At 58.5% G+C, this 14290-nt stretch carries 15 protein-coding genes; 4 read left to right on the forward strand and 11 right to left on the reverse strand.

What is annotated here, in order from left to right; translation table 11 throughout:
• Window positions 1–51: 51 nt before the first annotated feature.
• The 6 genes from BHW66_RS06925 to BHW66_RS06950 all read right to left on the reverse strand — a co-directional run bounded on the left by BHW66_RS06925 (window position 52) and on the right by BHW66_RS06950 (window position 3560).
• Window positions 52–219: a hypothetical protein gene (locus tag BHW66_RS06925; RefSeq protein ID WP_153816450.1), complete on the reverse strand. Its 168-nt coding sequence runs from the start codon at window positions 217–219 to the stop codon at window positions 52–54.
• Between the two features lie 55 nt (window positions 220–274).
• On the reverse strand, window positions 275–604 hold the full coding sequence (locus tag BHW66_RS06930; RefSeq protein ID WP_046434370.1) for a hypothetical protein: 330 nt from the start codon (window positions 602–604) through the stop codon (window positions 275–277).
• A gap of 78 nt (window positions 605–682) precedes the next feature.
• Complete coding sequence (locus BHW66_RS06935) at window positions 683–1009, reverse strand: hypothetical protein (protein WP_046434602.1); 327 nt, start codon at window positions 1007–1009, stop codon at window positions 683–685.
• 104 nt (window positions 1010–1113) lie between these two features.
• Window positions 1114–1863, reverse strand: a complete 750-nt coding sequence (locus tag BHW66_RS06940; RefSeq protein WP_094140485.1) for an MmcQ/YjbR family DNA-binding protein — start codon at window positions 1861–1863, stop codon at window positions 1114–1116.
• Window positions 1864–1966: 103 nt separating this feature from the next.
• A complete protein-coding gene (locus BHW66_RS06945) occupies window positions 1967–2761 on the reverse strand; it encodes a WecB/TagA/CpsF family glycosyltransferase (RefSeq protein WP_094140487.1) in 795 nt (264 codons plus the stop codon).
• 25 nt (window positions 2762–2786) lie between these two features.
• Window positions 2787–3560: an MBL fold metallo-hydrolase gene (locus tag BHW66_RS06950; protein WP_046434597.1), complete on the reverse strand. Its 774-nt coding sequence runs from the start codon at window positions 3558–3560 to the stop codon at window positions 2787–2789.
• A gap of 64 nt (window positions 3561–3624) precedes the next feature.
• Here BHW66_RS06950 and recN point away from each other — a divergent pair, with 64 nt between their 5' ends.
• Complete coding sequence (recN, locus tag BHW66_RS06955; RefSeq protein ID WP_046434595.1) at window positions 3625–5283, forward strand: DNA repair protein RecN; 1659 nt, start codon at window positions 3625–3627, stop codon at window positions 5281–5283.
• A 30-nt stretch (window positions 5284–5313) separates the two neighbouring features.
• On the opposite strand, the gene BHW66_RS06960 is transcribed toward recN, so the two are convergent.
• On the reverse strand, window positions 5314–7572 hold the full coding sequence (locus BHW66_RS06960) for a heavy metal translocating P-type ATPase (RefSeq protein ID WP_215833660.1): 2259 nt from the start codon (window positions 7570–7572) through the stop codon (window positions 5314–5316).
• Window positions 7573–7745: 173 nt separating this feature from the next.
• Here BHW66_RS06960 and BHW66_RS06965 point away from each other — a divergent pair, with 173 nt between their 5' ends.
• Window positions 7746–8687, forward strand: coding sequence for a glycoside hydrolase family 16 protein (locus BHW66_RS06965; protein WP_215833659.1), 942 nt, complete (start codon window positions 7746–7748; stop codon window positions 8685–8687).
• A gap of 105 nt (window positions 8688–8792) precedes the next feature.
• Here the strand turns inward: BHW66_RS06965 and efp are convergent, their stop codons facing one another.
• The 3 genes from efp to BHW66_RS06980 form a co-directional block, all read right to left on the reverse strand.
• Window positions 8793–9359 (reverse strand): elongation factor P, encoded by a 567-nt coding sequence (gene efp / locus BHW66_RS06970; RefSeq protein WP_012419922.1) that lies wholly within the window; start codon window positions 9357–9359, stop codon window positions 8793–8795.
• A gap of 123 nt (window positions 9360–9482) precedes the next feature.
• The gene (locus BHW66_RS06975; RefSeq protein ID WP_046434366.1) at window positions 9483–9941 is read right to left on the reverse strand and encodes a hypothetical protein; all 459 of its coding nucleotides are present in this window, start codon (window positions 9939–9941) and stop codon (window positions 9483–9485) included.
• A 27-nt stretch (window positions 9942–9968) separates the two neighbouring features.
• Complete coding sequence (locus tag BHW66_RS06980; RefSeq protein WP_046434364.1) at window positions 9969–11225, reverse strand: acetylornithine transaminase; 1257 nt, start codon at window positions 11223–11225, stop codon at window positions 9969–9971.
• Between the two features lie 188 nt (window positions 11226–11413).
• Here BHW66_RS06980 and mscL point away from each other — a divergent pair, with 188 nt between their 5' ends.
• Together mscL and BHW66_RS06990 are read left to right on the forward strand one after the other, a co-directional pair.
• Window positions 11414–11827, forward strand: coding sequence for a large conductance mechanosensitive channel protein MscL (gene mscL / locus BHW66_RS06985; RefSeq protein ID WP_012419919.1), 414 nt, complete (start codon window positions 11414–11416; stop codon window positions 11825–11827).
• An 89-nt stretch (window positions 11828–11916) separates the two neighbouring features.
• Entirely contained in the window at window positions 11917–13062 is a 1146-nt protein-coding gene (locus tag BHW66_RS06990) for an alkaline phosphatase (RefSeq protein WP_046434591.1), read from the forward strand.
• An 8-nt stretch (window positions 13063–13070) separates the two neighbouring features.
• Here the strand turns inward: BHW66_RS06990 and BHW66_RS06995 are convergent, their stop codons facing one another.
• On the reverse strand, window positions 13071–14261 hold the full coding sequence (locus BHW66_RS06995) for an MFS transporter (RefSeq protein WP_046434361.1): 1191 nt from the start codon (window positions 14259–14261) through the stop codon (window positions 13071–13073).
• Between the last annotated feature and the right edge of the window lie 29 nt (window positions 14262–14290).

Genomic DNA, 14290 nt, shown 5'->3' on the forward strand with positions numbered 1-14290 from the left:
CCGCGCACGGGAGGAAGAATGGGAAACGGCTTGCTTCAACCGCCGCCGGGACTAAGAATTCTTATCCTTGTCCATCATGGATTTGGCCTTGTCGCTCACGCTTTCAGCCATGTCCTTGACGGCTTCCTTGCCTCTTTCGCAGGCGTCTTTCATCTTGTGCTTGCCTTCCTCCATTTTGCCGGAAGCGGCATCGTTCGCACATCCGCAGCCCTTATTCATATGATCCTTGGATTCGCACATAATAAGCAAATATTTTTATTGTTCATCGTTTGAGTTAACCGTTTTTCACAGCGTCACCGACGGCTTCGGCCTTATCGGCAGCCCTGTCCGCCGCATGGTCAACGGCGTCCCTGCTGTCCTGATAAGCATCCTTGGCGGTTTCCTTGCCCTTTTCATAGGCGTCCCTGGCAGCCTGCCTGCCTTCCTTCATTTTTTCGGAGGCGGCGTCCTTGGCAGCCTTGGCGCCCTCTTTCATGTGCTCTTTGGCTTCAGCCATGTCCTTGTCTCCCTTGGAGCAGGAGCCGCTGCCGCAGGCTCCCTGGGCCAGGGCCACCACCGGAATCGCAACGGCCGCTGCCGCTATCATATAGATCAATTTTTTCATGATGTTATTCTATCTGGTTTCATTCCAATAGACTCTTTTTTCATGAAAAACCATGAATCCGGCAGTGTCATTCTGCGTTCACTCCCTCAGGTTAAAAGCCAGAACCGCCGCAGAGGCAACGCAATCCCGGCATGGCACGGACCCCTCTTTTTTCAATTCCCTGCAATGGGAATAGCCCAGCTTTTCCACAAACCGCCGCCTCAGCTCCTCCCTGGACTGCACGGGCGTACACAGCAGCGCCCCGTAAAGGGCGCCGCACAGTCCGTCTGGAGCCTTTCCGGTACCGCAGGAGGAAACGGTTTCCAGCAAATCCTCCCTGCCCAGGGCCGCGCAGACGGCCTGGGCGCAGTTGTGGCGCCAGGGCGCCGTGCGGAAGGTGGACAGAGCTTTTTCTTCTATATTCATGCCCTTACTGTAGGCTCCGCCTCTTTCCGGGTCAAGACCCCCTTTCCGGCCGTCCATCCGGGGGCGGGAAGACGGTTTCTCCCGACATCCCGCGCCGGAGGAGCTCACTTTCCGGCAAGCCTCCGGCTGGTTTCCAGGCGCGCAGCCAATTCCTCAAAGGGAACGGTTCCATCCAGACAGAAGCTCACCCAGTTTTTCTTATTCATATGGTAGGCCGGAAAACGGCTGCGATTATCCGCAAGAATCCCGGACTCACCGGGACAAACCCGCAGGTTCAAAACCTCCACCCGTTCCTTGGAACTGCCCCCCAGCTTCAAGCGCGGCACAGCCAGAAAAGCGGCGTACCATTTTTCCGTATCCTTCCGCCGCACCACTGCGTTCCCCGGAAACTTCCTCCACAGGAATTCCAGTTCCTCCCCGTAAGCTTTACGGATGTGCGCGATGAGGCTCCGGGCGGGAGCCGCCTTGAAAAAATCAGGTTCAAAGCAGCATTCCGCCACATGCCACAGTTCTTCCTCATATTCCCTGCGGAGCATTCTTGTCCGCAACCTGTCTTCCGTTCCCGGGTCAGCATGCCGGATATTCTTCCCGTCCGCATCATGCACCGTTGCATGAACAGAACCATCCGCGTGTATTTCCAATTCCATGCAGAGCTGGCCGTCCAGCAATGCCGCCCTGCGCAGAAAACCGCTTTCCACACGAACGAAACCGAAGGAGAGCAGCTTTTCCACGCACAGCTTCCTGTCCCTGAAAACGCGTTCCACAGTTTTTTCATACCAGCTTTTCCGGGGAATACGGCGAAAGAACATAAGAAAAACAAGGTTAAGGACGAAGGAGGGAAGAGCGCCCACCATTTCCGTTCAGGTTCAAACGGAATCATGATAGGGCCGCACGAAAACGGCACAAGGATAAAATAACCCGCGGCTCTACTCCGGGACGCACACCGGAAAAACGGCCCTATCTGCCCGTCAGCACGTACCACACGAACAGGCTGTTGTGCTTCACGTACCGCCTGAGCAGTCTTCCCGGCTCCCGGTAAATGCGGTACAACCATTCCAGACCGTTCTTCTGCATCCATCGCGGAGCCCGTTTCACCGTACCGGCATGGAAAGCGAACGCCGCCCCTACGCCCACATAAACCGCGGGGGGCAGCAATTCCCTCTGCTCCGCCATCCACCGCTCCTGTTTCGGGCAGCCCAGCCCCACCCATACCACATTGGCCCCGCTTGAAGCAACCGCCTCCCGCATGTTTTCCAGATCTTCCTCCGTCCAAGGGCGGAACGGAGGGGAATACGCCCCGGCCAGTTGAAAACCGGGGTATTTTTCCTTTAATGCCCCAGACAGGGCTTCCAGCAGCTTCTCATCCCCGCCCAGCAAAAAATGGCGCAAGCCCGGATATTGCACATTCGAACGCACCAGCGCTTCCATCAAATCTGGCCCGCTCACGCGGCACGCTTCCCTTTCCCCGGAAGAAAGCCCCCGGTTCAGTCTCCACACTACCGGCATACCGTCCGGGCAAATCACGTCCATCCGTTCCAGCACGTTCCCGTAATCCCGGTCATGCACGCCGAGGGTTACCACATGGGCATCCGCCGCGGCCACCAGAAACGGAGCTTCCGCCTCCAGCGCGCGTTCCGCCAGCGCAGCGGACATCTCTTCCACGGAACTGACGGCTACGGAAAAGCCGAATACGTTTCTGGTTTCGCACGGTATCCGCGCGCCGGGACGGTCAGAATTGTCTGGAATAGTCATGGCCTGAGAACATGCAGCGTGAGCATTACGGCAGGGACAGTCTCAGCCCGTCATACGCGGGCATGACGTTTTCCGGCAGCTTGCCGGAAAGAATCCCGTAATCCATATCATGGGACAGGTGGGTCAGCACGGCGCGGCGGGGCCGGACGGCGGCAATGGCGGCCAACGTTTCCTCCAGGCACATGTGCGTGGGGTGCAGATGATAACGCAGTCCGTCAATAATCAGCAAATCCACTCCTTTCATCCTCTCCAAGGACGGGGCCGGGATGCTTTTCACATCCGGCATGTAAACCAGGCTCCGGCCTTCCGCTTCCAAGAGATAGGCATATGTCTCCACCCCGGCATGGAGCACCGGAAGGGGCGTCGCCAGCACGTTCCCCACACGGAACGGAGCCGTCACCTCGTGAGGCTCCGGCCTGACGTACCCGCTCCGCCCCGGTTTAGGAACGAACGCCCAGCCGTACATGGTCCGCAGGGCGTCCACCGTCATGGGAGAAGCATACATGGGCAGGCCGCCGGACCGGCGCCAGCAGAAGGCGCGCAAATCGTCAAAACCTCCCACGTGGTCCACATGGGCATGCGTATAAAGAACGGCATCCACATCCGTGATATTTTCCCGCAGGGCCTGCTGCCGCAAATCCGGGGAAGAATCCAGCAGGAGGCGGGTGCCAGCGGCCTCCACATAAATTGAAGAACGCAACCGCCTGTTTCTGGGGTCCGGGGACGTGCAGACCGCGCAGGAGCAGCCTATCTGCGGCACTCCGGTGGACGTTCCTGTGCCCAAAAAGAGAATGTTCATCACAGAGGTCATGATTGCGTTTAGGGCAAATGATGCCATAATGCATTCAAAATCCAAAGCCCGAATGCTTACATTGCTGAAAATTAAAAACCTGGCCCTTGTGGACCAGCTGCTCTGGGAACCCAGTTCCGGATTCATCTGCATCACGGGGGAAACCGGGGCGGGGAAATCCGTCATCATTGGAGCCATACGCCTGGCGCTGGGAGAACGGGCGGACAAGACGCTCATCCGCTCCGGGGAACAGCAATGCAGCGTGGAAGCTGTGTTCCATCTGCCGGAATCCTCCCCCGTGCACGCCATTCTGAACGAGCATGGCGTCCCGCCCTGCGAAGACGGCAACCTGATTATCAAGCGCCTCATCTCTTCCACGGCCAACCGCCAGTTCCTGAACGACAGCCCGTGCACCCTGAATCTGCTGAGGGAAGCGGGAGCCTGCCTGGTGGACATGCACGGCCCCAGCGACCACCGCTCCCTGGTCTCCCAGGAAAGGCAGCTTTCCCTGCTGGACGCCTTCGGGGAGCACGCTCCCCTGGTGCACGCCTATTCGGACGCCTGGAGGCAATGGCAGGATGCGCGCCGGGCCTATGATGACCTGGAACATGCGGAAGCGGCCACCGCACGGGAAATAGAACTACTGCGCCACCAGGTGGATGAAATAGATTCCGCCGCCTTCACTCCGGAAGAAGTGCTCACGCTGGAAGAACGCTGGCAGCGCGCCCGCAACGGCACCCGGCTCCGGGAACAGGTCTCCAAAATGCTTTCCATGCTGGAGGAAACGGATGTGCCCGGCCTAGGGACCCAATTGAGGGAATTGACACGGGCGGCCCATGAGCTGGAACGCATGGACGCCTCCACCGCCGCGTGGCTGGCTCCATTGGCGGGAGTGAATTTGGAACTCAAGGAAATTGAGGGACGCCTGGCGGATTATTCCGCCGAACTGGACTGCGACCCCCGGGAACTTTTCCAGCTGGAGGAACGCATCAACCTGCTGGAATCTCTGAAAATGAAATACGGCCCCTCCTTTGAGGACGTCTGTTCCCGGAGGGAGGAGGCGACCAGCCGCCTGGACCGCATTGAACACCGCACGGAACGCCTGGACGAGCTGAGGGCCTCCATCGCCGCCCTGCGCAAGCAGATGGACGCCGCCGGGCAGGCTCTGACCAGAGCGCGCCAGGACTCCGCGCCCAGGCTGGCGGCTTCCATCGTCAGGCACTCCCGGGAGCTGGGATTCCGCCAGGCCGTCTTTGAAGTGAGCCTCTTCCCCCTTCAGGAACCGGGCTCACAGGGAATGGAAACGGTGGAATTCCTGTTTGGCCCCAATCCCGGAGAACCCTCCAAGCCTCTCCGTCTGATTGCCTCCAGCGGGGAACTGGCGCGCATCATGCTGGCGATTAAAAGCGCCCTGGCCCACAAGGATGCCACCCCCCTGCTGGTATTTGACGAAATAGACGCCAACGTGGGCGGAGAAGTGGCGCGGGCTGTGGGATTCAAGATGCAGCAGCTCGGAAACAGGCACCAGGTGATCTCCATCACGCACTTCCCGCAGGTGGCGGCCCTGGCCTCCCATCATTACCTGGTTCAGAAAGCATCCGCGGGCAACCGCACCATCTCCTGCCTGCGGGAGGTGAGCCATGAAGAACGGGTGGATGAACTGGTCCGCATGCTGGGCGGCGGCGGAGACCACGCACGCACGCTGGCCCAGGCCCTGCTGCAGCCCTCCTGAACGGGAAACGCCGGTGGGGGAGAGGCCGCCCTATTTCCCCAGGCGCCCCAGGCGTGGGGTGAAACCCCGCAGCCTCAGGGAATTGAATACGACGCACAGGGAACTCAAACTCATCGCCCCGGCGGCAATCATGGGATTCAGCGTAAGGCCGAAGGCGGGATATAAACACCCGGCGGCCAACGGAATGCCGATGATGTTGTAAAAGAAAGCCCAGAAAAGATTCTGCCTGATGATGAGCAGCGTGGTGCGGCCCAGCTGGACAGCTTCCGCCACGCCTGCGGGGTTGCTTTTCATCAGCACGATGTCGGAGGATTCCATCGCCAGCTCCGTTCCGGACTTCATGGAAATGCCCACCCGGGCGCAGGCCAGAGCCGGGGCGTCGTTCACGCCGTCCCCTACCATCGCCACCTTGTCCCCGCGTTCCTCCATCTTCATCACATGGGAGGCCTTTTCATCCGGAAGCACGTCGGAGACCACCTCGTCAATGTGGAGTTCTCCGGCCATGTGCCGCGCCGTGGCGGCGTTGTCCCCCGTCAGCATGACGACGCGCAGGTTCATCCGCTTCAAACTGTCCACCGCCGCACGGCTGTCCGGTTTCAGGGAATCCGCCACCATGATGACGCCGGCAGGGCATCCGCCCCTACCCACATACAGCGGGGACGCGCCCTGCCGCATGAACTCCCGCAGGCGGCTTTCATCCTCCTTCCAGGAAATTCCCTTATCCTGCATGAATCCGGAATTGCCCACCGCATAAGGCACCCCATCCACCGTTCCGGCAATGCCGCGGCCAGGAACCACGGATAAATCCGCCACGGCGCGGACAGGCAAATTCAGAAGCCTGGCGTGTTCATAAACAGCCTTTCCCACAGGATGTTCCGAACCCTGTTCCAAAGCCGCCGCCATTTCCACCAGCGCGTCCGCATCCATGCCTTCCTCCGGCAGCACGGCCACTACCCGCGGCTCCCCTTCCGTCAGGGTGCCCGTCTTGTCAAAAACGACGGTATCCACGCGGCTCAGGGCTTCCAGAGCCCCGGCGGACTTGCACAGGATGCCCAGCCGCGCGCCCCTGCCCGTCCCCACCATAATGGCGATAGGCGTAGCGAGCCCCAGGACACAGGGGCAGGAAATCACCAGCACCGCAATTGCCCTGGCGAGGGCGAAGGAAAACCCCTCCCCGGCAGCCATCCACCCAACCAGCGATACCAGGGCAACGGCAATGACCGCAGGGACAAAGAAATAGCATACCCGGTCCGCCAGCCGCGCAATGGGCGCCTTGGACTGGCTGGCCTGTTCCACCAGGCGGATCATGCGGGCCAGCGTGGAATCCCCGCCCACGCGTTCCGCGCGGATTTTGAGATACCCGGCCCGGTTGAACGTTCCGCTGATCACCCGGTCCCCCGCCGCCCTGTCCACCGGCATGCTTTCCCCCGTCAGGTCCGATTCATCCAGAGCCGCCTGCCCCTCTTCAATCATGCCGTCCACCGGAATCCGCTGCCCGGTTTTCACCACCACCAGATCCCCGGAACGAATTTCATCCAGCGGAACGGCGCGCTCCGCGCCGTCATGCCATACCAGCGCCTCCTGGGGAACCAGCTTCACCAGCCCTTTTACGGCGGCATTCGTTTTCCGATAAGAGCGGCGTTCAAGGTATTTCCCCAGGGAAATCAGGGTGACGATCATGGCTGCAGATTCAAAATACAGCTCCATTCCTTCCACACTGAAACCCTGCCACATCCCCGCTACCAGCAAATACAGCCCATACAGAAAAGCGGAGCCGGAACCGATGGCGATCAGGGAATCCATATTGGGAGACAGCGCCACAAGCTGCCGCACGCCGTTTATCAAATAATGCCGGTTCAGCCACAGGACGGCACCCGCCAGAATGCCTTGTGTCCACCAATTCATCCAGAGCCCCCAACTCCCTTCCGGGACGGGCCAGTTCCACATGGGGCCCATGGACAAATACATCAAAGGAACCAGCAGCAGAATGGACCAAACGAGACGGGAGCCGCCCGTTTCCTCCTGTTCCAGCCTTTCCTCCCTCTCCGTTCCGGCAAGCGGCTCCTCTTTCCAGTCCGCCAGGCGGAAGCCGGCTTTCTCCACCACCGGAGCTATCCGCTCCATGGCGGGGGAATCAGGCCTTTCAAACAAGACGGTCATCTTCCCCGTCAGCAAATTCAGCTCTACGCGCTCCACCCCCTCCAATCCTTCCACGGCGCGCTCCACCTTAGCGGCACACCCGGCGCAATGCATACCGGAAACAAGATAGTTCTTTTCTTCCATTGTCATTAAAACGGAATGTTTGATGTTCCGGGTCCAGACAAGACCCCATACTGTTAGCCGAACCTAACACATTTATTCCGTTCCTCAAGCCGCTTTCGCGGCTTCAGCCCCCTCTGATAAAAAATGACAAAAAAACGCCCGCGGCCCCGTACCAGTAACAAACACCTCTAATTTCCTCCATGAACATTCCTCCTCTATTCAAAGTCCTGGCCAGCGCGGCCTTGTTGTCCACCCCCCTCCACGCCCAGCTTTACACCCTCCATGGAGACGGCGTCAAAAAAACGGAGAGAGTCGTGGAAAAAGCGGATTATTCCGATTATGAACTCGTCTGGCACGACGAATTCGACAAAGACGGCCGTCCGGCCCCTGCCAAATGGAATTACGAACACGGTTTCGTCCGCAACAAGGAAGCGCAATGGTACCAGCCGGAAAATGCCTATTGCAAAGACGGCATGCTGATTATTGAAGGCAGGAAGGAAAAACATGCCAACCCCCATTACGATCCGGAGGGAAAAAACTGGCAGACGACACGGAAAGAGGCGGAATACACCTCTGCCTCCCTGACGACGCGCAGCAAATTTTCCTGGCTGTACGGGCGATTTGAAATCCGGGCCAGATTCAGCCCGCGGGAAGGCATGTGGCCTGCTTTCTGGACCTTGGGCGTCAAGGAAAAGTGGCCCATGTGCGGGGAAATAGACATCATGGAGTACTACCAGTCCACCTATCTGGCCAATCTCTGCTGGGGTTCCCCCAAAAAACACGTGGGCAAATGGAGCACCACTTACACGCCGCTCAAATGGCTCCAGGAAAAACACGCGGACTGGGCGGACAGCTTCCATGTCTTCCGTATGGACTGGGATGAAAAGGAAGTGCGCCTGTATGCGGACGATATTCTGCTGAACCGGACTCCCCTCGATAATACCGTCAACGCCTCTTACAAGGAAGTCGCCAATCCCTTCCGGCAGCCTCACTTCATCATCCTGAACCTGGCTCTGGGCGCCACCGGCGGAGATCTGGACAAACTGCCGCTGCCCCAGAAATACGAAATAGACTACGTTCGCATTTACCAGAAAAAGGATTCCCCCCATAAAGGAACCATTCCATACCGCGCGGAAAAGTAACTGCCCTCTTCCGGAAACAGGAAAAAGGGCAGGGATTGCGGCATGAAAAAAGCCCCATCCGGACAAACCGGACGGGGCTCTTCAAAGAACAGAAAGAGGGGCAACTCAGTTTACGCGGCCCAGATAGGAACCGTCTTCCGTCTTTACGGAAATCTTTTCACCGGGCTTGATGAAAAGGGGCACCTGCACCACCAGTCCGGTAGTCATCGTGGCGGATTTGTAAACATTGTTCGCGCTGTCGCCCTTGACGCCTTCAGGAGCTTCCGCCACTTCCATGGTGATGGCGGCGGGGAGTTCTACGGAAACGACCGTTTCATCCGTGAAAAGCAGGATGTAGATATTGCCTTCCATCAGATAATCCTTGACGGGTTCCACGATTTCCGGAGACACGGTGATGTCTTCGTATGTATCCGGATTCATGAAGTGATAACCCATGCCGTCAATGTAGCTGAACTCATATTCCTCACGGGCGAGGTTGACGCCTTCCAGGGATTCATTGGAAGTCAGGCGAAGGTTATACACCTTTTTAGTGGAAATGCTGCGGATGCTCATTTGCACATAGGAAGCCATGCGGGGGGGGCACTTGTGCTCCATGCTGACTACAACGCAAACGTCATTGTTGTAATTGACCGCGTGTCCCTTGCGAAGATTGATTACGGGTACTTTTGCCATGCGGCCCGTACCATACCATGTTTTCCCCTCCCGTCAAGGCGAAAAAGCCGGGCAACCCCTTGAGGCGCTTGGAGAAAACACTCCTGAACAGGGCAGCGGGGAAGAAAGGAAAAACGGCTGTTCCTACCGGCTGAGGTCCTGCTGGAACAGGACTTTGATGCCGCTGGAATTCAGCACGGTGCGCCCGAAGTTGAGATCCTCCACGTGAAGAGCCACCAGAGACCCCCGCCCCACGCAAGGCAGCAGGGGATAGAGAAAGTTGACGTTCATTTCCGCGACATACAGCGCATCCAGGCATTTTTTGAGGTCTGCGGGGCCATGGCGGAGCACCGCCACCAGCACCCCGGACTCCGTATAGCAAATACCTTTCTCCAGAAAAATTTCCGACGTCCTTTCCGGATCGCTGACAATCAGGCGCGCAATAGTCGCCTCATGGCAGTCCTGCATGCTGAATCCCAGACAGAAAATGCCGTGCATGTCCAGCAGGCCGAGGAGGGCGGTCAGGGCCCCCACCCGGTTCTGGAGCATGATGGAATATTGCTTTATCGTGCTGCCGGGGGCTTTAATGGCTTCTTCCTTCATAACAATAAAGCAAATAAGGGCTGTATTCTATTTGGCGTACGTTTTAAGCACGCGCCTGATGATGGCCAGAGCCTGCTGGATTTCCTCTTCACTGACATTCAGCGGCGGCAGCAGACGGACGGTTTCCGGCCCGGCGGGAACGGAAAGCAACCCTTCCTGCCGCAGGGCCTCCACCACTACGGAGGCGATCGTCTTGCCCTCCGGCGCGGCTACCATTTCCGGGTTCAGGCCAATGCCCAGCAACAGGCCCAGGCCACGCACGCCCTGAACAACAGGCAGGTTCCAGGATTCTATTTCCCTGCGAATTTCCGCGCCCAGGCGCCGCGCCCGCTCCGGGAGCCCCTGGGAAACAACTTCCCGCAGCACGGCCAGGCCTACCGCAGTGCCGAGCGGGTTGCCTCCATACGTGGAGCCATGGGAGCCGGGATCCATGATGGAGGAAAGCTCCGTACCCTGGCCGTCAATGGCGCGGTCGGAAATCCAGAAGCCGCCGATGGGGAAACCGCCGCCCAGAGCCTTGGCCCAGGAAATGCCGTCCGGTTCCACATCCGGAGCTACGGCGCGCCATCCCATGATGTCGCCGCAGCGGCCAAAGCCGCACTGCACTTCATCCATCAGCAGAAGAAGATCGTGCTCTCTGCATAACTGCGCCAGGCCCCGCAGAAATTCCGGAGTCACGCAGTTGACCCCTCCTTCTCCCTGGACGGTTTCCAGCATGAAGGCCACCGTTTCCGGCCTGATGGCTTCGCGGGCCGTTTCCAGATCGTTGAAAGGCAAATGGCGGAATCCCGGCAGCATGGGGTCAAAGCCGATTTTGATTTTATCCTGCCCCGTGGCGGACATGCTGCCCAGCGTCCTCCCGTGGAAGGATTTGTTGAACGTAAGCACCTCATAACGGGGCTTGCCGTCCGGCTGGGGCTTGCGGTGCCCGTAACGGCGCGCTACTTTGATTAAACCGTCATTGGACTCCGCACCGCTGTTGGCGAAAAAGACTTTTCCCGGGCGCTCCACGCATTTGGTCACGATGAATTCCGCCAGATCCGCCTGCTGGGGGATCTGGTACAGGTTGGAGCAGTGCACCAGGGTGGCGGCCTGCTTTTGCAGGGCCTGCGTCACCGCAGGATGGCAGTGCCCGAGCACGCAGGTCGCAATGCCGGCACAGAAGTCCAGATAGCACTTCCCCGTGCTGTCCCACAGTCGGGAGCCTTCTCCGCGGACGGCAGCCATGGGATAACGGCCATAGGAATGGAGTACGTACTGGTTGAGCTTTTCTTCTGTGTTCATAAGTTAAGGTAATATGGGCGTAGTTTGCTCTTCTGGCCCCGTCTGTAAATGATTTTTTTGGGAACCACGTCATGATTGCCGCATTTTACCCCGGAAGACAGTCACATCTTTGTCCGCCGCTCATTCATTTTTCTTTTCTTTTATCATTTTAACGGCAGAATAACCACCGCAACCAGCAATAATCCACTATGGCTCATTTTTTCAACCTCAAAGGCTTTCTGGAAGAATTCAAGGCATTCGCCCTTAAAGGGAACGTTATTGACCTGGCGGTGGCCGTCGTCATCGGCGGCGCATTCAACAAAATCGTCTCCGTCTTCGTCTCCAGCATTATCACCCCCATCATCGGTTACCTTACTTCCGGGGTCAACCTGGCATACCTGGTGCTGAAACTGGGCGATGTGGAATTAAAATACGGTGAATTGCTCCAGGCGACCATTGACTTCCTCATCATCGCCTTCTCCGTCTTTGTAGCCATCAAGCTGATCGGAGCCCTGAGGCGCAAGAGCGAAGAAGCTCCGGCCGCCCCTGCTCCCAAGCCGGATGACGTCGTCCTTCTGGAACAGATCCGGGACATCCTGCAAAAACAGGCGGACGCCAAATAAGTTCTTTTGAACGGTTCATGCCGGTTCCATGCGGGACCGGCATGTTTTTTCCTCTTTACTTGTTCCGCCGCAAACGGGAAAGTGATTGCATGACTTCTCCGCTGCGCCTTTTAGCCTTTGCCCTCTTTCTTGCCCCGTCCCTGCTTCCGGCGGCGGAAAACCAGCGCTTCATTCTGGAACGCCCCTATCCGGTGACGGAAATCCCGGAACCTGACCGCAGCCTTCCCGTCACCAACGTGATTCTGATGATTGGGGACGGAATGGGCATTCATCACCTTTCTGCGGCATGGGCGGCCAACAGAGGCCGCCTGTTTATTGAAAACTGTCCTGTTACGGGCATTTCCAAAACATGGTGCGCGGACAAGCTGGTCACGGACTCCGCCGCTGCGGGCACCGCCATGGCGACAGGAACCAAGACGCTTTACCATCGGGTCGCCGTATGCCCCAGGGGCAACAAGCTGGATTCCCTGGTGGACAAGGCTGCGGACATGGGCAAATCCACCGGCGTCATCGCTACCTGCGAGCTGAATGACGCCACCCCGGCATCTTTCTGCGCCAATAATGAAAAAAGATCGGATGCTTACGGCATCATCGGGGATTACCCCCGTTCCCGCGCCGATTTCATCTTTGGCGGCGGCGGCAAATACTTCACGCAGAGGCCGGACGGCAGGGATATTTTCCAGGAAATGCAGGCGCAGGGCTACCGTGTCGCCCGCTCCTGGGAAAAAGCCGGAGCCTTGCCTTCCGGAAAAACGCTGGTTGTCGCCGCTCCGGGTAATCTTCCCCCTCCCTCCAAACGGGGCGACGTTTTCCGCCAGGCCGCAGTGAAAGCCCTGGATACCCTTTCCCGGAATCCCAACGGATTTTTCCTGATGATTGAAGGGTCCAACATTGACAAGGCGGCCCACAGCAACAATCTGGAAGAAATGATGGAAGAGCTCCTTGATTTTGACCGGACTGCGGGAGCCGTGCTTGACTGGGCCTCCAAACACCCCGGCACCCTGGTCGTCATCACGGCGGACCATAATACGGGCGCGTTCGCTCTCACGGGCGGCAGCCGGGAACAGGGGGAAATAACGGGCCGGTTCGGTTCCGGCAGTCATGACGGCGTGGCTGTTCCGGTGTATGCCTTCGGCGCGGGAAGCGGCGACTTCACCGGCATTTATGAAAATACGGATATCTTCAACAAGATTATGAACGCCCTTAAAAAAGGTGCGGACAAACCCGTGCGTTAGGCGCCCGGTCAAGGCTGCGGCCTGTCCATGCGCCGCGCCACCAGCCCAGCCCCGACGGTAGCCGCACCGCCTATCAGGAACACCGCTTGCGGGCCGCCCGTATTCATCCAGATCACGCCGCCCAGCACGCCGTAAGCGATAGAAGCCACATGATTGATGGCCAGCCCGGTGTAAATGCTTGGCGTAATGTCCTCCGGCTTCTCGCAGATGCGGGCCACGTAGGTGCTCCGGGCCATGCCTAGGGCAAACAGCAGGTTGTCCAGGACAAAGCAGGCGGTCACTACTCCCACGGCCCAATGCAGGGGCAGCAGTTCCGGAGCGAAGGCGTATGCCAGGCACAGGAGGGACAGCGCCACGCTGTCGAAAATCGTCACCTTCCGTTCCCCGTAGCGCTTGATGCTCCAGCCGATCAGGGGTTGAGTGACCAGCCCGATGACGCCGGCCATGAGCAGGGTTTTTCCGATATATCCGGGAGACTGGCCCAGCGTGCTGACCATCAGCCAGAAACCGAAGGTCAGATAAAGCTGCTTGCGGATGCCGTGCAGAATTTCCAATCCATAATAAACGGCATATCTGCGCTTGAAGACGAAACATTGCCTCCATCCGCGCCGCTGCGGGAAGACGGGCGTCTTCACCCGGCTCAGGAACAGGGATGCCAGCAGGCACACGCCCCCCGTGACGAAAAAGTCCACGGCAAAAGATTGATTGAATTTCCACTTGATCCACACGCACAGCGCGCCCAGCAGCGCGGCCGCCGTTCCCAGAGCCTTCATCTGGCCGAGCCGCAGACTGCGGTTTTCCGGCCTCGCCGTATGGATGACAATGGTGTCAATCATGCCCATCAGGATATGCTGACCCAGACTCACCGTCAAAATCCACGCAGACAAAGTCCACAGGCTGGTTCCGGCGCCGCAGAAAGCCAGCGCGTACATGCCGCCGAACATCAGCAGGCACGCCACCCCGGCCATGCGGACCTCATTAAACATGAAAAGCAGGCTGACCGCAAAAAGAGACAGGATGCCGGGCAATTCCCGGGGAAATTCAATCAGCCCGCGCATCTCCACGTCAAGATGCTGGGCATCACGCAGAAAATTGCTGAAAACGAGATCATACACACCGCTTCCGAACTGGCCCAGAAAAAGCGCCAGCAGCACAAATACCATCGTCTTCCTGATGCGGGGGGAAGCGGCTCCATTCATAGCGCGGGAATACTCTCACAGGCGCCCGG

The organism is Akkermansia sp. 54_46 (assembly GCF_001917295.1).
Taxonomy (GTDB): Bacteria; Verrucomicrobiota; Verrucomicrobiia; order Verrucomicrobiales; family Akkermansiaceae; genus Akkermansia; species Akkermansia muciniphila.